General features: G+C 60.2%; 15 protein-coding genes. 7 read left to right on the top strand and 8 right to left on the bottom strand.

The window, feature by feature from the left end; all coding sequences use genetic code 11:
• Positions 1 to 50 precede the first annotated feature (50 nt).
• Entirely contained in the window at positions 51 to 671 is a 621-nt protein-coding gene (locus AmiPiv_RS23750) for a glutathione S-transferase family protein (protein WP_340041530.1), read from the top strand.
• Between the two features lie 580 nt (positions 672 to 1,251).
• Here the strand turns inward: AmiPiv_RS23750 and AmiPiv_RS23745 are convergent.
• Genes AmiPiv_RS23745 through AmiPiv_RS23725 form a run of 5 tightly spaced genes read right to left on the bottom strand, consistent with a single transcriptional unit; the run spans position 1,252 to position 6,488 of the window.
• Complete coding sequence (locus tag AmiPiv_RS23745; RefSeq protein ID WP_340041529.1) at positions 1,252 to 2,496, bottom strand: MFS transporter; 1,245 nt, start codon at positions 2,494 to 2,496, stop codon at positions 1,252 to 1,254.
• Positions 2,497 to 2,498: 2 nt separating this feature from the next.
• Complete coding sequence (locus AmiPiv_RS23740; RefSeq protein WP_340041528.1) at positions 2,499 to 2,951, bottom strand: MaoC family dehydratase; 453 nt, start codon at positions 2,949 to 2,951, stop codon at positions 2,499 to 2,501.
• 20 nt (positions 2,952 to 2,971) lie between these two features.
• On the bottom strand, positions 2,972 to 3,382 hold the full coding sequence (locus tag AmiPiv_RS23735; protein WP_340041526.1) for a Zn-ribbon domain-containing OB-fold protein: 411 nt from the start codon (positions 3,380 to 3,382) through the stop codon (positions 2,972 to 2,974).
• The gene (locus AmiPiv_RS23730; protein ID WP_340041523.1) at positions 3,382 to 4,539 is read right to left on the bottom strand and encodes a thiolase family protein; all 1,158 of its coding nucleotides are present in this window, start codon (positions 4,537 to 4,539) and stop codon (positions 3,382 to 3,384) included. The genes AmiPiv_RS23735 and AmiPiv_RS23730 overlap by 1 nt, the downstream gene beginning before the upstream one ends.
• On the bottom strand, positions 4,536 to 6,488 hold the full coding sequence (locus tag AmiPiv_RS23725; protein WP_340041522.1) for an acetoacetate--CoA ligase: 1,953 nt from the start codon (positions 6,486 to 6,488) through the stop codon (positions 4,536 to 4,538). Before AmiPiv_RS23725 ends, AmiPiv_RS23730 begins: the two co-directional genes overlap by 4 nt.
• A gap of 211 nt (positions 6,489 to 6,699) precedes the next feature.
• Between AmiPiv_RS23725 and AmiPiv_RS23720 the strand changes: the two genes are divergently transcribed.
• Together AmiPiv_RS23720 and AmiPiv_RS23715 are read left to right on the top strand one after the other, a co-directional pair.
• On the top strand, positions 6,700 to 7,254 hold the full coding sequence (locus AmiPiv_RS23720; protein ID WP_340041520.1) for a TetR/AcrR family transcriptional regulator: 555 nt from the start codon (positions 6,700 to 6,702) through the stop codon (positions 7,252 to 7,254).
• A gap of 10 nt (positions 7,255 to 7,264) precedes the next feature.
• Positions 7,265 to 8,440: an acetyl-CoA C-acetyltransferase gene (locus tag AmiPiv_RS23715; protein WP_340041519.1), complete on the top strand. Its 1,176-nt coding sequence runs from the start codon at positions 7,265 to 7,267 to the stop codon at positions 8,438 to 8,440.
• A gap of 303 nt (positions 8,441 to 8,743) precedes the next feature.
• Here the strand turns inward: AmiPiv_RS23715 and AmiPiv_RS23710 are convergent, their stop codons facing one another.
• From AmiPiv_RS23710 to AmiPiv_RS23700, 3 genes are all read right to left on the bottom strand, one after another.
• Entirely contained in the window at positions 8,744 to 11,119 is a 2,376-nt protein-coding gene (locus AmiPiv_RS23710) for a xanthine dehydrogenase family protein molybdopterin-binding subunit (protein WP_340041518.1), read from the bottom strand.
• A gap of 559 nt (positions 11,120 to 11,678) precedes the next feature.
• Positions 11,679 to 12,827, bottom strand: a complete 1,149-nt coding sequence (locus AmiPiv_RS23705) for an aminomethyltransferase family protein (RefSeq protein WP_340041587.1) — start codon at positions 12,825 to 12,827, stop codon at positions 11,679 to 11,681.
• Positions 12,828 to 13,152: 325 nt separating this feature from the next.
• Positions 13,153 to 14,364: an aminomethyltransferase family protein gene (locus AmiPiv_RS23700; RefSeq protein WP_340041517.1), complete on the bottom strand. Its 1,212-nt coding sequence runs from the start codon at positions 14,362 to 14,364 to the stop codon at positions 13,153 to 13,155.
• A gap of 501 nt (positions 14,365 to 14,865) precedes the next feature.
• Here AmiPiv_RS23700 and torT point away from each other — a divergent pair.
• The 4 genes from torT to AmiPiv_RS23680 all read left to right on the top strand — a co-directional run bounded on the left by torT (position 14,866) and on the right by AmiPiv_RS23680 (position 19,619).
• Positions 14,866 to 15,945, top strand: a complete 1,080-nt coding sequence (torT, locus tag AmiPiv_RS23695; RefSeq protein ID WP_340041515.1) for a TMAO reductase system periplasmic protein TorT — start codon at positions 14,866 to 14,868, stop codon at positions 15,943 to 15,945.
• A gap of 94 nt (positions 15,946 to 16,039) precedes the next feature.
• Positions 16,040 to 17,590, top strand: coding sequence for a sugar ABC transporter ATP-binding protein (locus AmiPiv_RS23690; protein WP_340041513.1), 1,551 nt, complete (start codon positions 16,040 to 16,042; stop codon positions 17,588 to 17,590).
• A complete protein-coding gene (locus AmiPiv_RS23685; protein ID WP_340041510.1) occupies positions 17,587 to 18,600 on the top strand; it encodes an ABC transporter permease in 1,014 nt (337 codons plus the stop codon). Before AmiPiv_RS23690 ends, AmiPiv_RS23685 begins: the two co-directional genes overlap by 4 nt.
• On the top strand, positions 18,597 to 19,619 hold the full coding sequence (locus AmiPiv_RS23680; protein WP_340041508.1) for an ABC transporter permease: 1,023 nt from the start codon (positions 18,597 to 18,599) through the stop codon (positions 19,617 to 19,619). The genes AmiPiv_RS23685 and AmiPiv_RS23680 overlap by 4 nt, the downstream gene beginning before the upstream one ends.
• The last annotated feature ends 134 nt before the right edge of the window (positions 19,620 to 19,753 follow it).

Genomic DNA, 19,753 nt, shown 5'->3' with positions numbered 1-19,753 from the left:
GTCAGCTCAACAACAGCGCTTCGGCATGGGCGGGAGGGAGACATCTAAGGATGTTCACATTGTATGGATACGACGGGAGCGGTTCGGTGGCGGTGGAAGCACTGCTTTCCGAATTGGGTCTGCCATTTCGTTTGAAAATCGTCGGCCAAGACGCACACGGGGAGTTTTCCTCAGATTTCAAAGCCATTTCCCCTCGGTCACAGGTGCCTGTCCTGGAACTGCCCGATGGGTCTGTGATGACCGAGTCTGGTGCAATGATGATCTACTTGGCTGACCTGATGCCAGAAGCTGGTCTCGCGCCGCGCCCGTCAGACTCTCGCCGCTCGCATTATCTGCGTGCGATCTTTTTTCTCGCCGCTAGCACATATCCAGCCTATCTGCGGTTTTTCTACCCTAATCGTTATTCGGTCAATCCCAATGGAGCTGCGGGTGTTAAGGCGGCGGCAGAGAAAGACATTTGGCGCGACCTCTCTATTCTTGGAAAGTTGTTAGGCAAAAGCGAGTGGATCGGGAAGACATTCAGCGCCGCCGACATCTATGCAGCAATGCTCGTCAGCTGGTGTGGTGATCTTGCGCTTTTAGGAGAGACTGAGCCCTCACTATACGCCCATTTCGGGCGCGTAAAGCAGCGGCGAAACGCGGGCAAAGTCTTCGCGCGGAATGGGCTTTGATAGCAATCTCAGGAAGCGAATAGGTCCAAAAATTCGTGCGTTAGGCCAAGATTACGAGCGCGAAATGACCAGCTGTTTTGTATTACTGGTTTCCGGGTTCTCCCACCTCAGTTTTGCTTCCTGAGGGCCGCATTGTGCGTCGAACGAACCGTCTTAGAAGACACCAGTTTGACGAGTGCGCCGCACAATCCCCTTCACGCCAGCTCAGCGCGAGCAGGGTCGGGCATCCAGCGGCTGCGAAACAGTGGGCGCATTCTGTGGTGTAGGGCTGGCATGAGGTCGCAGATGGCGGTCCAGAATGTTTTGACGGTTCGCTCGGTTTTCAGTGGGCAAAGGGCTGGAGAAAGGTGTTCTCGATCGCTTGAAGTCGTGGGCAGTTAGCGCACGGTGGCGCTGGCGGTTTCGATCGCTGCCAAGTTGCCGAGCGAGTACTCGCCCAGATTGGAAACAGGACGAGGCCAGGCTCTTCATTGCCGGAAGCAACGGACCGTAGGCGAAACAGGCGATTGCAGGAATCCAATAGCAGGTTCGAGCGACCAACAGTCAGGCGCTCAGGACTGGGTGCTAGCGGAAAGTCACCTCACCGGTTCCCGTTGGAGAGCCTGAAGGCTTCAGGCCGTCGCCGCAGGGCCATCATTGCCCAGGCGCCGATCAGCGGGCCAGGAACCAGAGATAGGAATACCCAGCGCCAAGAGCCCAACACGTCAGCCAGAATCGGCATCAACCAGATGGCGATGACGGTCAGGCCGAAGCCCAAGCCCATCTGGACCGAGAGCGCCGTACCGACGAAGGACGGATTGGCGAGCTCTGTGATGGCGGCGGAAAACTGAGCAGAATCGGCGACGATGGTGAGCCCCCAGATCAGGACGATGGTGACGAGCAGCCATGTCGGCCCGTCGAAGAAAAGGCAGGCGAGAAGCGCGCAGCTACCGGAGATGAGCATGAGGACGGTCGTCGTCAGCGTACGGCCGACGCGGTCGGCGAACTGGCCGGCGAGGATGCAGCCGGGTATGCCCGCCGCCACGACCAAGAAGGTCAGGACCGAGGGATTGATGCTGCCGCCAGAGACGCTGAAGCTCGCGCGCAGGAAGGTGAGGAGCCAGGCCCACATGGCATAGAGCTCCCACATGTGGCCAAAATAGCCAATATTGGCGAGCAGCAGGTTGCGGTCGCGGAAAACGGCGCCGATCTGGCGTGGATTGAATACCGCCTTGCTGAATGGGTAGGGCCCTTCACGCACCATCGCGAGGAAGACCAATGCGGCAGCGAAAGCCATTAGGCTGGTCGCGCCCACTACGGCCTGCCAGGGAAACGTCTGGCCGATGGCCCGGAAGAGATGCGGCAGCGCCGAGCCGAGCGACAGCGCGCCGATGACCGTGCCAAGCGCCAGCCCGCGATTGCGAATGAACCAGGTGGCAACCAATTTCATCGCCGGCGGATAGACCGCCGCGAGCGCCACGCCGGTCAAAAGCCGGAAGACGATTGCGCCTCCCGCGCCGGGTTCCAAAAGCAGGCCGGCATTGGCGAGGCCGGCGAACGCCGCCGAGGCGGCCATCAGTCGGTTGAGCCGGACGATGTCGGGCAGGTTGACCAAGCTTGCCAGCAATGCGCCAGCGACGAAGCCGAGCTGCACTGCATTGGTGAGCCAGGCAACGGAGGTGCTGGAAAGATGCCAAGCGACGGTAAGTTCAGGCGTTACGGCGGTCGCTGAAAACCAGGTCGTCAGCGACAGCACGACTGCCACCGCGATGATCGACAAAGCCTGCCAGCGTCCAACCACATCGACGGCAAGCGGGGCTCGGTCGGTCATCGCGGCATGCGGCATGGTCAGGCCTTCTTGAGCGGAACGGTATAGACTGTCGCGGTGCCCGCGAGGCAGACCTCGCCCGCTTCGTTACGGACGCTGGTATTGAGCTTGCAGATCGGCTTGTCGTCGCGCACTTCGGTGACTTCCACGCGGCCGGTGATTACCTCTCCAACGCCGACCGCCTTGACAAATTTCCATTCGATGCCGAGGAAGACCGTCCCGGGGCCCGGAATGTCCTCGGCGACCAGCGCATTGAGGATACCCGAAGTCACACCGCCCTGGACGATCAGCTTGCCCATCACCGAGGCTTCGGCGAGCTCGCGATCGTAATGCAGCGGGTTGCGGTCGCCGGTCATTTCGGTGAAGGCGATGATGTCCTCCATTTTTGTACGGCGCGAGCGCTCCGCGAAGGAGCCGACGGCGGGTTTGCCCTTGATGGTCAAAGCCCATCCATCCGGTTTTGCGTCACTCATGGCAGTCTCCTCATGTCAGTTCAGGTCAGTTCGAAAGCGGGCAAGGTGCGGCCCGCGACGCGGGTCGGCCTGACTTTGACGGGGGCATCGAGAGCATAGTCGCGCGCCTCAGGCTTCAGGATCAGGCTAAGCATGGTCGGACCCTCTGCAAGTGCCACGACACCGACCGTGTAGGGTGCGATGGACTGCCAAGCGGGATGGCCGGGGCGGTGGACGGTCGACCAGCTTCTGAGCATGCCGGTTCCCTTGGCGTCCTTCCACGCGAGCCGTGAACTCCAGCAATGCGGGCAGATCGGGCGTGGATAGAAAACCGCGCGACCACAATCCTCGCAATGCTGGATGATGAGCCGGCCCTGGTCGGCGGCGTTCCAGAAAGGGGCGGTCAGCGCTGTAATGGTGGGGCCGGGGGCCCTGATAAGGTCAAAATCCATCAGTCTGCTCCCAAGACAAGCGCGGTGCCTTCGCTAACCGTCGCGCCATTGCCGGTGATCAGCGCCAGGTCGGGATTGGCGATCTGCCGGCCGGCGGCAGTTCCGCGCAGCTGACGGACCGCCTCAACCACCTGTGTCATGCCTCCGGCGAGATCCGGCTGGCCGAAGCCGATCTGGCCGCCATGGGTATTGAGCGGGGTGTCACCCTCATGCGAAAGATTGCGGCCTTTCAGCCAGTGGCCGAATTCGCCAGGCCCGCAGAGGCCGGCATCCTCGATCGTCAACGCCACCATGATTGTGTAGCAGTCGTAGAGCGAGAGAAGGTTCATATCGCTAGCCGACGTGCCCGATTGTGCGAATGCGCGGGCCATAGCCTGCTTCAGCGGCCCCGTGGTGAGGTCCGGCGCCTGCGATGCTGCGCGATGGGTGATCTTTTCGCCAGCGCCGAGCAGGTGGACCATGTTCTGACTGCGCGCACGGGCGCGCTGGACCGAGGTGACGATGACGGCCTCGCCGCCGGCAACCGGCATGACGATCTCATAGAGGTGCAGCGGCGATGCGATGATCGGCGACGCCAGCACATCATTGATGCTGGCTGGCTTGCCGTAGAAGATCGCATCCGGATTGAACTGTGCGTTGTGGCGCGCCCAATGGGCGATGGTGGCGAAATCCTCGGGTCTGCTACCATAGCGCGCCATATGGGCCTGCATGAACAGCGCATAGGAAATATTCGCGCCCGAGGCCCCATAGGGTACGTCGAATTCCCGTATCGGATTGCGGTTTGGCGAGCGCGGCGGATTGTCGTCGCGGGCATTGCCGAGCACGCACAGCACGGTCTCGCACATCCCTGCTTCGATGGCCGCGGCCGCGCGCCAGACCATGCCGGCACCGGACGCGCCGCCGAGATCGACAACATTACCCATATTGGGTCTAAGGCCGAGATACTCCGCGATCGTCGCCGGCACATGCTGCGGTGTTTCCCCGACCTGGGGGCCGACAAGCAGGCCGTCGATTTCATGAGGTTCGATGCCGGCGTCTTCAACGGCCAGGGCCGAGACCTTGGCCAGGAGCTCGAGCGTGGTAACTCCCTCGGTACGGCGCTGCGGTTTTAGTTCGCCGATGCCGACGATTGCGCCTTTCGATCGGACCGATGTCATGCTGCGGCACTCCTTTCGAGCGCGCGAAACTCTTCGAGACTTTCGGGGTTGGCGAGCGATCCCATATTCTTGACCACGCCACCTGCGACAACGGTGCGGGCAGCACCCTCCACCCGCTTGCCATTGAGCGTATAGGGGATTGCGGTCACCGCATGGATTCGATGCGGCACATGGCGCGGCGACGCCGCCGAACGGATCGCAGCGCGGATGCGGCTAGCGAGGTCCGATGTCAGGGCCTGATCCTCACGCAACTTGAGGCAAAGCACTACCTCCTCGTCGCCATCGACAGGCGCGCCGAAAACGACGCAATCGTCAATCTCTTCAAATGCTTCGCAGACAGAATATATCTCGGCAGTGCCAATCCGCACGCCGCCAGGCTTCAGCGTGGTGTCCGACCTTCCATAGATGATCGCGGAGCCGTGGATCGTCATCTCTGCAATGTCGCCATGGGTCCAGATTTCGCGGCGCGCGGCGAAATAGGTGTCGTGATAGCGGCCGTCTCCACCCGGTCCCCAGAAGGTCACGGGCATGGACGGGAATGGCTCGGTGCAGACGAGATCGGCCTGCTTGCCGATGACAGGCGCGTTACGATCGTCCATCACGTTAACCGCCAGCCCGAGGCCGCGAACGGTCAACTGCGCACGGCGCACCGGATGGATAGGCGAGCCCAGCATGAAACAGCCGATGATCTCGGTGCCACCGGATATTGAGGCGAAGACCATATCCTTCTTGATATGGTCATAGACCCAGTCGAACTGGTGCGGTGAAACCGGTGCGCCGGCTGAGAGCAGCGACTTGAGAGCAGAGAGGTCGTAGCGGTCGCCGGGGAAGAAATGGTTGTCGGCCAGCGTCGCGAGATACTTCGGGCTGGTGCCAAAATGGGTGATACTGGCGCGCTCGGCCACCGCCCACATCGGTGAGAGGTCGAGGCCGTCGGACGTCTTGAGAATCGGTGCACCGTCATAGAGCACGATCGTGGCACCGGCTCCCAGGGACGAGATCAGCCAGTGATACATCATCCAGGCGGTGTTCGTGTACCAGCTAAGAACATCGCCGGGGCGCACGTCGCCATGCAGGACATGTTCCTTCATATGCTGCAGCAATACGCCGCCGACACCGTGCACGATGGCTTTAGGCGCGCCTGTCGTTCCCGACGTATAGAGCACATAGCAGGGGTGGCGGAACGGCACGCGAGTGAATTCTAGAGCGCCAGTGCTGCCGAAGGATGCAATGTGGTGGGATCGGATGCCGTCAGGCGGCGCGATGTCAGTGGCTTCGCCGCAGGAGATGTAATCGGTAAGACTTGGTATGGCCGCGCAGATTTCGGCGAGCCGCGCAGTAATGTCGTGGTCTTTGCCGCCATAGCGGTAGACGCCGGCGGCAAAGAGGACCTTAGGCTTGATCTGGCCGATGCGGTCGAGAATGGCGACCGTGCCAAAGTCGGGCGAGCAGGACGACCATGTTGCACCAAGCGCGGCGGTGGCGAGCAAGGCAACGAGACCGTCGAGGCGGTTGGGAAGGATTCCGGCAACGCAATCGTTTTCGGTCACTCCCAATTCTCTGAGGCCGCGCGAGACACGCGTCACGCGGTCCCGCAAGTCCTGCATCGTGAAGGTCTGGTAGTGGCCAGTCTCGTCAGCCTCGATAATCGCGAGCTGGTTGTCCTCGCCCTTGAGAAGGTTTTCTGCGAGGTTGATGCGGGCTGCGGGGAAGAAGCGCGCGCCGGTCATCGGATGGCCTTCGTCCTCTGTCAGCGACACTGCACCCGGATCGCCCTCCACGCCAGTGAAATCCCAGACTGCGCGCCAGAAGGCACCCTTTTCGGCGACCGACCAGCGATGCAGGGCATCGTAATCATGCGGATCGAAACCGTTCTCGATGGCAAAACGCGCGAGGTTGGAATGGGCGAACGCGTCGTCATCCGGCGTCCAGAGAATGTCGTCCTGCATGAAGGCTCTCCCGTCGGCGGCACATAACGCTTGAAAAGTACCGACCGATCGGTACAATGCAAAAATAATCTGGGATGTCAATCGGAAATCATGCCTGTTCTTCGGTGGTATGGGTTAGGTTGCCCGGAACAGGTTGAGGTGAATCAAGATGCAGCAAGCGGGAGTTGAAGCGAGATCGGAACGGGCGGCCGAAGCCTCCGAGACGAAGCGTATGATCATGACGGTCGCGGCGAAGCTCTTCGCTGAGCGTGGCTATGACGGCGTCGGTATCAGCGAGGTGGGCGAGGCGACCGGCTTCGGCAAGGGGGCTCTCTATTACCACATCAAGTCCAAGGAGGACCTGCTCTTCGACATCATGACCATCTACATGATGGACTTGATTGCCGCGGCACGTGGCATTGCCGAGAGCGACCTACCTGCTGCGGCGCGCCTCAGTGCGCTGTCCAGCAACTTCATGTCGATCATGTTCGCCAGCCGGGCTGAGATGACGGTCTGCTTCCGCGAAGTTCATGCCCTGAGCGAGGCGCGGCAGAAGGGCGTATTGCGGTTGCATTCCGAATATCTGGAAATCTGGGATCGGATCTTCAGGGATGGTGCGGCGAGCGGCGAGTTCAGGCCGATGACGCGTCTTGAGATCAAGGCACTTCTCGGCATGTTTTTCTACTCGTTCCTATGGGTGAAGACCGAAGGTTCGATCCGCGTCGAGGCGATTGCCGGCATGTTCGCGGACCTGACCCGTCGGGCCGTACGGTCGGACCGCGCGTAAGGAGCATTCCATGAAGGATGCAGTGATCGTCGCGGCGCGGCGCACGCCGATCGGCAAGCTTAATGGTGCGATGTCGTCGTTGTCAGCGGCGCAGATGGGTGGTGCGGTGATCAGGGCCGTGCTCGAGGACGCGGGGATCGATCCGGCGTTGGTCGACGAAGTGATCATGGGCCAAGTTCTGACCGGCGGCGCGGGGCAGAACCCGGCTCGGCAGTCGGCAATCGGTGCGGGGCTTCCGGTCGAAGTGCCTGCCATGACAGTCAATAAGGTCTGCGGCGCAGGCCAGAAATCGATCCATCTCGCGGCGCAGGCGATCCGTCTCGGCGATGCCGGGATCGTCGTTGCCGGCGGTCAGGACAGCATGTCGCGTGCGCCGCATCTGCTCTACGGGGCACGCGGGGGCTTCAAGATGGGGGCGGAGACCGTTGTGGATTCCATGGTCGTCGATGGTCTCTGGGATGCGTTTCATAATGTTCATATGGGTTTCACCGCGGAGAATATCGTTCGCCGCTATGGCATTTCCCGCGACGAGCAGGACGTCTTCGCCGCAAATTCGCAGCGGAAGGCGGTCGTTGCGCAGCGGGCCGGCAAGTTCGGCACGGAAATCACGCCAGTAGCGGTCGTTTCGCGCCGGTCCGAGGCGATGGTCTGGACCGACGAGCATCCCAACCCCGATACAACGGTTGAAATGCTCGGCAAACTAAGGCCCGTCTTCTCCGCTGATGGCAGCATCACGGCGGGAAATTCGTCGGGTCTGAATGATGGCGCCGCCGCAGTTCTAGCCATGTCAGCGGACCGGGCGAGGTCGCTAGGGCTCGAGCCGATGGCGCGAATTGCATCCTATGCGTCCAGGGCCATTGCGCCGATGGATATGGGGCTTGCGCCAGTGCATGCCTCGCGCGCCGCACTGGAGAAGGCCGGCTGGGCAATCGACGAAGTTGACCTCATGGAGATCAACGAAGCATTTGCCGCGCAGGCGATCGCGGTTAACCGTGACATGGACTGGGATACCGACCGGATCAACGTCAATGGCGGGGCCATCGCCCTTGGCCATCCGCTTGCGGGTTCCGGCTGCCGCATCGTGGTGACCTTGATCCACGAGATGCTGCGGCGCAATGCTAAAAAGGGCCTTGCCTCGCTTTGCATCGGCGGTGGTCAGGCGGTAGCGATATGCCTCGAGCGCTGAATGCGTTTGGTCAGTGACAAGAACAGGCGTAAAGATCTAAGGTTGTTTAACTGAACGGTCGGTACAGATCGGTTCCAATCAAGTTGCTCAAGCTATCCTCCTGCTTGTCGGTCGAGGAATTGCGATCGCCTGGGCCGTCGTCGCGACCACGATGACGGGACCCGGTAGTCCCTTTCAGTCTGTCGACCCGTTTTCAGGTCAGGTGGCGGCACCGTCTGGACGCCAGCAAGAAAGGCCGGGGCTTGCTCGGCCGCGTGACGCTTTTCCGCCACCTCGCGCGTCGTCGGATCGAGATAGTCAAAGCTATGCTTGCTTGCCCTCAGTCTCGTTTGCCGTCCGTCCGCGCGCAACGCGCCAGATTTTCTCGCGCGTGGCCGGCATGTCTATGTGGCGGATGCCAAGAGCGTTAACGATCGCATTCATAAGCGTGGGGGGAGCCGCAATGCTTCCAGCCTCACCAGCACCCTTGGCGCCCAGCGGGTTGTGGGTACAGCGCGTCACCGTGTATCCGACCCGGAAGTTCGGCAGGTCGTCCGCCCGGGGCATACAGTAGTCCATGAAGGAGCCAGTCAGCAGTTGGCCGCTCTCGGAGTCATAGACGCCATTCTCCATGATCGCCTGGCCAATGCCCTGAGCAAGTCCGCCATGGATCTGCCCTTCGACGATCATCGGGTTGATGACCGTTCCAAAATCGTCGACCGCCACCCAATCGACGATTTCGAGAACGCCGGTGTCGGGGTCGATTTCGACCTCGCAGATATGCGTGCCCGCCGGATAGGTGAAGTTGGCGGGGTCGTAGAACGCCGTTTCGTCGAGACCCGGTTCCAGGTCGGCCGGATAATCCAGCGGCACATAGGCCCGCTTGGCCACTTCCTTGATCGACACCCGCTTGTTGCTGCCTTCGACCATGTAATAGCCGTGCTCGAAAACAACGTCGCCTTCTGGTGCCTCCAGCATATGGGCGGCGATTTTTCGCCCCTTCGCGATGACCTTTTCGCCCGCCCGTACGATCGCGGAGCCGCCAACAGCCAGGGAGCGAGAGCCGTAAGTGCCCATCCCCATCGGAACCTGGCTCGTGTCGCCGTGCACAACTTCCACGTCCTCAATCGGTATGCCGAGCATGTCCGCGACGATCTGCCCGAATGTCGTCTCGTGGCCCTGCCCATGTCCATGGGTGCCGGTCAACACAAAGGCCGTGCCGGTCGCGTTGAAACGAATTTGCGCCGACTCCCAGAGGCCGGCACCGGCGCCCATCTTGCCTATCAGTTGCGAGGGGGCCACACCGCAGGCCTCGATGTAGCAGGCGAGACCAATGCCCCGCAGCTTGCCCCGAGCAAGCGAATCCGCGCGGCGCGCGCCAAAACCGTCATAGTCGATCATGCGGAGCGCCTCATCCAGGGAGGCATCGTAATCACCGATGTCATAAGTCAGATGGACCGGTGTCTCGTATGGGAAATCGCCAGGCTTGATGAAATTGCGTCGTCGGATTTCGACGGCATCGATATTCATCTCCTGCGCCGCGACCTCGACGATGCGCTCTATCAGATAGGCTGCCTCAGGCCGCCCGGCACCACGATAGGCATCGACGGGGGAGGTATTGGTGAAAACTGCCCGTACATTGCAGTAAATCTTGGGAATCTTATAGCAGCCGGATAGGAGCGTTGCGTAGAAATAGGTTGGAATACTCGTGGCGTAGTTCGACAGATAGGCGCCCATGTTTGCGGTCGTATCGACTTTGAGCCCCAGAAACAGCCCCTCGGTGTTCAGCGCGATCTGAACCGTTGTCAGATGATCGCGGCCATGGGTGTCGGCGAGGAAGGACTCGGACCTGTCGGCCGTCCACCGGACTGGGCGCCCGACCTTTTTGGCCAGCCAGAGGCATGTCGTCTCCTCCGGATAGCAGTAGATCTTCATGCCGAAGCCGCCGCCCACGTCCGGCGCAATCACCCGAATCTTCGTCTCAGGGATACCGGTCACGGAATCGCTGAGCATCCAGCGCAGCATATGCGGGTTCTGGCTTGTGGACCACAGTGTGTAGCTGCCCATCGCAGAGTCATATTCGGCGATGGCCGCCCGGGGTTCCATAGGATTGGGTACCAGCCGGTTGTTCACCAAATCGAGAGAGGCGACGTGGTGCGCCTGAGCAAAGACCCTGTCGATGTCTGCCTCGTCGCCCAGAACCCAGTCGTAACAGAGATTGCGCGGGGCGAGGGCGTGGATTTGCTCTCCGTCGGTGGCTGTCGCGAGGTCGACCACCGGCGCGAGTTCATCGAAAACGATCTCGACCAGCTCCGCCGCGTCGCGTGCCTGCGCCAGCGTTTCCGCGACGACGACGGCGAGGTGGTCACCAACATAGCGGGCGCGGTCTGGGGTCAGCGCGTAGTGCGGCACCGCCTTGTGTGCCTCGCCGTTCCGGTCGATCACCTTCCATCCGCAGGGGATGGATTTCCAGCCGTCGCGCAGGATGTCCGCGCCGGTATAGACGCCGAGCACGCCGGGCGCTGCTAGTGCCGCGCTCGTGTCAATGGAGGCGATATCGCCATGGGCAATGGGTGAGCGCACGAAAACGGCGAATGTCTCGCCGTATCTTCGGATGTCGTCCACATATCTTCCCTTGCCGCTCAACAGTCGTTGGTCCTCGACCCGCTTGAGCGGTTTGCCCACCAGCAACTTGTTCATAGCTTAGATTTCCCTCCTGGGGCGGATCGCGCTCTTGCCTCAACGGGTCGACCGAACTCATCACCACGCCCGGCACGCAAATTCCGCATTGAAAGCCATGCTGACCGCGCAACGGCGGCATCAGATGCATCTCGCCGCCCTCCATCAAGCCTTTGAGCGTCGTGACGGTACTTCCCTCGGCCTCGATGGCCAGCGCAGGATTTGACGATATGCCGTTCATGATCGTCACTCGGGCGCCGCATTGGTTTATGTCGTATCCGGTTAGGCTCAGATTGTAGCGAATGCGATGCGCCGGAGCGTTTCGCCCCGTGTTGGTTGTCTACCTTCCATTGACGGTCATGGATAAGGATTGGCACGCTCTCGCTCCCAAGCTTCGCGACGCCAATGACTGAGCATCAGCCCCGCCAGCACCTATCGTAGCAAAACTAGACGGGGCGGTGGCCGTTAAGAAACTGCATTTTCTGACGTAGTTGTTCAGTTTTTCTACACAAAAGCCATCGATCCCGCACAACTGCGGGTCCTCGGCGTAGCTGAGTAGGCGGGACCGCAAGTTTTCCGGTTACCCCAGCCCGCGAGGGATCCTTTTTTCGGGATCGTAGAATGGAAGTGCAACAATGCTGCACGGATGATCGGTTCCGTCCGTGTGAATGCTCATATCATGCCCGAGCCAGGCATTCGCCTCGTCGAAGCGAACATAGCCGATTCCGACGTTGAGGAAGGGCGACCAAGCGCCGGCGGTTATCCGCCCCGCGGGCTTGCCAGCATAGGAGACGACGTCGCCCATCGATGGCTTTGCCGCCGCGCATTTCACGCCGAACAGCCGGGTGAGTCTGCTAGCGGCAAGCAAGGCGTCCCGGCCAACGAAATTGGGCTGGTCCAGGTCGAGAAAGGCGCTGAGGCCGGCCTCGAAGGGTGTCATCGTCCAGTCGAAGTCAGTGAGGTTGTCCAATATCCCGGCTTCAATCCTGCGGATTTCCATCGATCGGATCGTGCTGTATTGCAGTCCATAGGGCCGGCCCGCCTCGAGAAGATCGTTCCAAAGCCGTGGGCAATCGGTCGCGTTGCCCTGCGTATAGACCTCATAGCCGATCTCACCGGTCCACCCCGTGCGCGACACATAGAGATTCTGGCCACCTATGTCGAAGAAACCGGAATGGAAGTATTTGAAGTCGTCGCCGATCGCACCGGAGGTCGCCGCCCGCATCACATCGCGCGATGTCGGTCCCTGTATCTGGAGTACCCGCGAAGCCGGATCGCTGATCGCTACGTCGAAATCGCCGCTATATGCAATCAACCAGGGCACCAAAGCGCCATCGGGTTGGACAACCCAATACCTGTCTTCGGATAGGCGAAAAAGTACGCCGTCCATATAGATGCCGCCCTGCGGGGTGCAGGCAATGACGTAGCGGCCGCGACCCTCCTTCACGTCGGCGACATGGCGGGCGAAGATCCGCTCCAGGAATCTCACCACATCCTTCCCGCGGATTTCGATGGGTCGTTCAGGAACGTCATAGAGGGCGCACTTCTGGCGCAGGAGCCAGTACTTTTCAGCCTCGTCATCGCCCACATCGATCGGGTAGCACCGTCCGGCATAGACACCCATGAGCATGTCGGGTTGCTGCCAGCAACTCTGGAAAGGTGACTTTTCAAAGCGATGTGCGCTGATACGAATTGGGTCTCTTGCACCTAAATGAATCGAACTGATCACCGTCGACAAAACTCCCTCTGCGTGGCGGATACCGCATCAGAGTCGCCGCGCAACACCGCATTCTAGATTGTTCAAGCGGGGTGAAAAACGATCTGGAGGCGGTAGTTCCTCTGAACCGCGAAGCCACCGTGCTCGCCGCAAAAGTGGGCGGGTCATCGCACAATCTTCGTTTTTACGCGGTGAAAAACTACGTGCCTGGAAAAATGTCGCCAGATGAGTGCACCGCGTGAGCAGGCAGAGCGAGCATGTTCACAGACATCCCGCCCTGCTTCTTTTTCCAGTGGTCAATGCGTGTCGCACGAACGCCGCATTGGGGCAAAGGCGGTTAGGCTGGAGCCTGTACCAGGCCCTGTTCCAATCCGCGGGGGATGCGCTTTTCGGGATCGAGGAACGGCAGTTCAACGATGTTGCAATCATGCATCTGCCCGTCAGGGGTCTTGATCTTCAGGGTCCGTCCGACCCATGCGCCAGCAACGCCTTCCGGCTTGTCGAACAACGCGTAGCCGATGCCCTTCTTCAGCGTGGGCGACCAGTCGCCGATGGTCATGCGAGCGACTGAAACACCACCGTCCAATACCTGGGTTCCCACCCGCGGAATTCCGGTCTGGCTGGTAAGACCGAACAGGCGCTGGCGTCTGTCAGCCTTCTGAAGCGCTTCCTTGCCGATGAAGTTTGCACCATCGAACTCGACCAGCGCGCCAAGTCCGACATCGTAGGGCGTCGTGTTCGGATTGATGTCCATGTCATAGTCGAGAATGCCGGCTTCGACACGACGCAGCGTCATCGATCCGCCCGCGCCCATCTCGAGGTCGAATTCCTTGCCGATTTCGAACAAGTAGTCCCAAAACTTGTGCGGATCATTGGCCGGATTTCCATAAATCTCGATGCCCATCTCGCCCGTGAAGCCCGTTCGCGAGACCACAGCTTCCATTCCATTGAAGCTGAACCTTCCGGCATTGAAGTAGCCGAATTTCTCCGGCATCTGGCCTGGGCAGGCCTTGGCGAGGAATTCCAGCGCCTTAGGACCCTGAATCTGCAGCACGCGCGACTGGGGATCACTCACAACGGCGTCCATGCCCTCGGACAAAAGGTTCAGCCAGTTTTCAAAGCCGCCATTCGCCTGGACATACCAGAAATGGTCCTCGGCCAGCCGGATGACTACGCCATCCATGATGATCCCGCCTTGCGGCGTACAGGCGATGGCATAGCGCGCCTTCCAGAGCTTCATATCGGAGATCTTGCGCGTCAAAGCGCGTTCCAGAACCGCGATCGCATCCGGACCCTGAATGCTGATAGGCTTTTCCGGCACGTCATACAGCATGATGCCGGTGCGCAGTTTCCAATAATGGCGGATCACATCTTCGCCAAACGATACCGGATAGAGGCGGGTATTGTAGATGCCGAAAATGGTCGAGGGCGTCGCCCATTTGTCGAAGTAAGGCGATTTGTCAAAGCGCTTCGTATTAAGCTGCAGCACGCTGTGAGAATGCGCGTGAATGACTCTGTCAAGATCGTGCGATGGTGCAGTATTTGGCATCGTGTCCACCCTTTTTCTAGACGCTGCGGGTATCGCAATCGCGTCGCAATCAACCGTCTCGGGGCCAGATAAAGGCCGGCGAGACCCTTTCCGGTTCTAGAAAAATGTGCGGGGAAGGGGAAACGGGATTATCTCTTCGCGTTAGATAGAATTTCTAACTCACCGATCATTCCGTAACAGGCAAAAGCGGTTCGATCAATCTAGGAAGAGCCACGCCCTTTCAGACATCCGAGGCGAGCGCATCGTTTAGTTTCTCTAAACGACTGGATCAGATTATCCGCGTTTACTTCGCACGGTTTCGTTCGGCATACTCTTCCCGATCTTGTTCCTCCAAAGCCAAATATTCGCTGGAACAAGATTGGACGGGCTGCGCCTTCGGGAGGAAGGCTAAGCGGTCACAGCCGAGTTTCGTTCAGAATAGCGGTGCTGCACAGTGCTTCGCCAATTCGAGGCTCCGGCTTTGCCGTCTCACGGTCAACACGGCATAATGGGAGGATAATCATGAAGTTTTTGAAAGGCACGCTGAAAGTCGCTGCCGTTTCCTGCATTCTGGCATCAACTGCAGGTGCTGCCCTGGCGGAGGACGCCAAGCCATGGTGGCCGAATTCGGCGGACAAGATCGTCGGCGACAAGGTGGAGACGTATGACTATACGCCCCGCCTCGTGCCGCCGAGCCGCAAATGGAACATCTGCGTGTTGCTCCCGCATTTGAAAGACACTTGGTGGGTCGGCATCGCCTATGGCGCAATGACCGAGGCCAAGCGGCAGGGCGTCAAGGCATCGTTGTTCCAAGCTGGTGGATACACCGAACTGAACAAGCAGCTTTCGCAATTTGACGACTGTATCACGTCGGGCGCCAACGCGATCCTGATCTCGGCCATCTCGGAAGGTGCCTTGAAGCCCAAGATCGAGCAGGCGCGCGCCAAGGGCGTCAAGGTGGTCGCGGTCGGCAATCCTATCTCCGGCGTGGAACTGGATGCCGCAGTGTTCGGCGACTACAACGTCGATGCCGGTGTCGCCGGCCGGGCCCTGGTTGAATACTTGAAGGCCCATGGCAAGGACAAGGCGCGGGTGATCAACTTCGCCGGCGTTGCCGGTGCTGGCTGGGCGGAGCAGGCCGTTCGCGGCTGGGCGGAAGCATTCAAGGGCACTGGCGTCGAAGTGGTCGAGCTGAAGTATGGCGAGACCGGCAAGGCCGAGCAACTGAAGCTGGTCGAGGACGTAGCCCAGACCTATGACGACATCGACGCTTATGTCGGCGTGCCAGTCATGGCGGAGGTGGCCCCGGACGTGCTTGATCAGGTGGGGCAGAAGGACAAAGTCGTGATCGCCGCCTTCTATCTGACCGAAGGCGCGATGCAGGGCGTGAAGAATGGCGACGTTCTGGGCTTCGCTTCCAATCCGATGACGGTGGAATCGGCGGTGGCGATGGATCTGGCGATCCGAGTGCTGGAAGGGGAAACCGTACCCGCGCGACTGCGCATGCCGCCGGTCTGGATCGACAAGACTTTCATCGAAAACAACGACATGACGAAGTTCAGCCCGCCGTCGGGTTGGAATGTGACCTACACAGTAGAGTGACGCCTTCTGTTGCTCCCACAAACAGTACAGTCCGGCCGCCTCGAACATGCCGCGGCGGCCGGAACCTAGTCTGGTAAATCTCGAAAGAAATGTCGTGACCCTAACTCTTCCCTCGCCGCCATTGATCGAAATGCGCGGCATCATGAAACGGTTTCCCGGCGTCATCGCGCTCAGTTCCGTCGATTTCGATCTGCGTGCCGGCGAAGTCCATGTGCTGTTCGGCGAGAATGGCGCCGGAAAATCGACGTTGATAAATGTCATTGCGGGTACGCACAGGCACGATGCGGGCACATATGCCTACAATGGTGGATCGCTGACAGACCTGAACCCGCACCGTGCGCGACAAATCGGAATTTGTCCGGTCTTTCAGGAATTCAGCTTGGCGCCCGATCTCACGGTTGAGGAAAACCTATTTCTTGGTCGGGAGCGCACCCGCGGCTTCGTGTTACAGAAGAGCGAAATGCGTAGCCAGGTCAGCAAGTTGCTTGCTGACCTCGACTTCGATCTGCCGCTCGACGGCCTGGTGGGTAGCCTTTCACGCGCCCAACAGCAGATGACCGAGATTGCGAAGGCGCTGCTGCACGACATCCGGGTGCTCATTCTCGACGAACCGACTGCCTCGCTGACCGAACGTGAATCAGAGCGTCTGTTCGAGATTATCGCTGATCTCAAACGCAAAGGCGTTGGGATCATCTATGTTTCGCATCGAATGGCGGAAATCAAGCGGCTCGCCGATCGGGTTACCGTGCTGCGCGATGGCCGCCTCGTTGGCACCGTGGCCGCCGCAGAAGTCAGCGAGACCCGGTTGATCGAAATGATGACCGGCCGCCAGGTCGGGGCCGTGTTTCCCACTATCAGCCATCGCCCGGGCAAGGTGATGCTGCAGACCACCGGGCTCAGCACCGTCGATGGGCTGGTACGCGGCGTCGACTTTCAGGTTCGTGCAGGTGAGATTGTGGGGATTGCCGGCCTCGTCGGCTGTGGCAAGTCCGAACTGGCGCGTGCGATCTTCGGCCTGAAGGATCTGGCATCAGGCACCATTCATCTTGATGGGAACCAAATCCGCTCGCCATCGCCGGCGCAGATGTTGCGTAGCGGCCTGTGCTATTTTCCATCGGACCGTGGTACCGAAGGGCTGGCACTAGGCCGGCCGGTGCGCGAGAATATGTCCTTCACTGCTCTCGACAAGCCACCGATCGCGGTGCGCGGTTTCCTGCGCCTCCAGCAGGAGCGCCTTCAGTCGCTTGCCATGATCGCCAAGCTGGCGCTCGCGCCGGCCGATCCTGAAAAGCGCGTCGAATTCCTTTCAGGCGGCAACCGGCAGAAGGTCATGCTGGCCCGCGGCCTGGCGCGCGAAATCTCGGTCTATATCTTTGATGAACCGACGGTCGGCATCGACGTTGGCGCCAAGGCGGAAATCTACAAGCTGATCGCCGGCATGGCCGAACAGGGCGCCGCAGTGGTGGTGATCTCCTCGGAGTTGCCGGAGGTGATCCATTTGTCGAACCGGGCGTACGTGATGCAGCGAGGCGCTATTGTCGCGGAATTGTCAGGCCAGTCGATCGACGAGGCAACGATCCTCGCACATTTCTTCGAACGCGATCACGCCCTTCCCGAGGTCCCTGCACGGAGGAACGCCGTATGACCGGTAGTCCCGCTCTCACGCAACAAACGCGATTTGCCACATGGTACGGGCACCGTGGTCTGGCCATTGGACTTTTGCCCATCGTCGCTATCGCGCTGTTCGTCCTGCTCAGCATTGTTGAGCCGAAATTTCTGCGCGCCGGCAATCTCATCAATGTCCTCCGTAACGCCTCGTTCCTGATGCTGGTTGCGACAGGACAGATGCTCGTTCTCATCATTGGCGGTTTTGATTTGGCAGTCGGTGCGGTTGTCGCTTTCGCCAGCGTGGCTGCGGCGCTGTCCATGGCTGCCCTCTTGATCGTTATGCCCGACTCGCCACTTCTGGTCATTGCCCTGGGCGGTGCTGCGGGGATTGTCGCGGGCGCCGCCGTCGGCCTGATGAATGGGCTCGTCACGGCGCTGATGAAGGTTAATCCCTTCATGGTCACGCTTGGAACGCTCTCGATCGCCTCAGGCCTGGCACTCTATTTGACCCAAGGTGTGCCGATCTATGGGATGCCGGAGCTCTTCACGCGTGATTTCGCCAAGTGGCACTTCCTCAACCTTCCCGCCATCATCTATTTCACAGCCTTCGTTTTGATCGTGATGTGGTGGCTGATGAACTGGACGCGCTACGGGCGCTACGTCTACGCCATCGGCAGCAATCCGCACGCGGCAAGGGTGTCTGGCGTGCCGGTCAATCTGATCGTCATTTCTACCTATACGGCGTGTGGTGCATTCGCGGCACTGGCGGGTGTGCTTCTAACCGCGCGAGTCGGTTCGGGTGAAGCAACGCTTGGCGGCAATATGATGATGGAGAGTATCGCGGCTGCGGTGATCGGCGGCGTGTCGCTGCGTGGCGGCGTCGGAAGGGTTGAAATGGTTGCGCTTGGCTCACTTTTCCTGGCGCTCGTCAACAATGGCCTCAACTTGATGCGAATCGACAGCAAGCTCCAGGCCATCGTGGTTGGGGTTGTCCTTATCCTGGCGGTCGGCATTGACCGTCTCCAATCGCGGAGGGCTCGGCGATGACAAATCTGGTTTCGGCCAATGGTATTCAGAATGGCGGCTCAAAACAGGCGGCATTGCGTTTTTTGGCGAACTACGGATTCCTGCCAATCATCCTCGTCGTGCTGTGCATTGCGTTTGGCTTGATGGAGCCGCGCTTCCTGACCTTCGACAACGCTCTCAATATCATCGAGCAGTCGAGCTATCTCATCGTACTGGGTCTGGCCCAGATGTTCGTGCTGCTGGTGCGTGGATTTGATCTTTCGTTGGGCGTGGTAGTGTCGGCGATCGGCGTTGCGACCGCGATGTTGATCGTGGCCATCGCGCCCGGCGGAGAAGGTTCCGTGGCGCTGTCGCTGCTTGTCGGCTTCTGCGCGGCAATCGCGATGGGCGTGCTCGCGGGGGTGATCAACGGGACACTGGTAGCATATCTCGATATTAATCCCTTCGTGGTGACGCTCGGCACGCAGGGTGTTGCCTTCGGGATCGCCACCACCATATCGGGCGGCTTTCCGGTGATGGACCTTCCGCCAGCGCTGACTGGCTTGCTGGGCCAGAACGGGTCCCTATTCGGCCCGGTGCCGCCGCCCGTTGCGATCTGCCTGGCTGCCATGCTGATTTCGTCTCTGGTGCTGAACCGCACAGTTTTTGGCCGGAGTCTCTATATCATCGGCTCGAGCCCGAAAGCCGCAGAGGTGGGCGGATTGCCATGGCGGCGCTTCACAATGCTGTCCTATGTGGCTTGCTCTATCCTGGTTGCGATCGGCGCCATCCTGATGATGGCGCGCACCGGCACCGGTGAGCCCAGCACGGGCGCGGGACTCGTGCTTCTCAGCATCGCCGCTGCCGTGGCAGGTGGGGTGTCGCTACGCGGCGGTGAGGGGCGCGTCAGTCACGTCGTTCTCGGCGGACTCCTGGTTTCGGTCTTGTCCATCGGCATGAACCTGACACGCATCGACGGCTTCCTTCAGCAGGTGGTTCTCGGTGTAGTCATCGTGGCGGCGGTGTTTCTTGATCGGTTGCGGCAGCGAATCCGGATCTAGAAACGCACGGCGGCCTCGAGCCCCGTCGACGTAGCGGAAGCATCTTTACTGGCGCGATAGTCAAATGTCGGAAGCCGTGGCGGTAACCGCCCGGCATGCCGCGCGATTCTGAAGAGCCGGAAACAGCGGGAAGC

This window comes from Aminobacter sp. Piv2-1, assembly GCF_037625995.1.
Taxonomy (GTDB): domain Bacteria; phylum Pseudomonadota; class Alphaproteobacteria; order Rhizobiales; family Rhizobiaceae; genus Aminobacter.
This window is presented reverse-complemented; position numbering and strand designations above follow the sequence as displayed.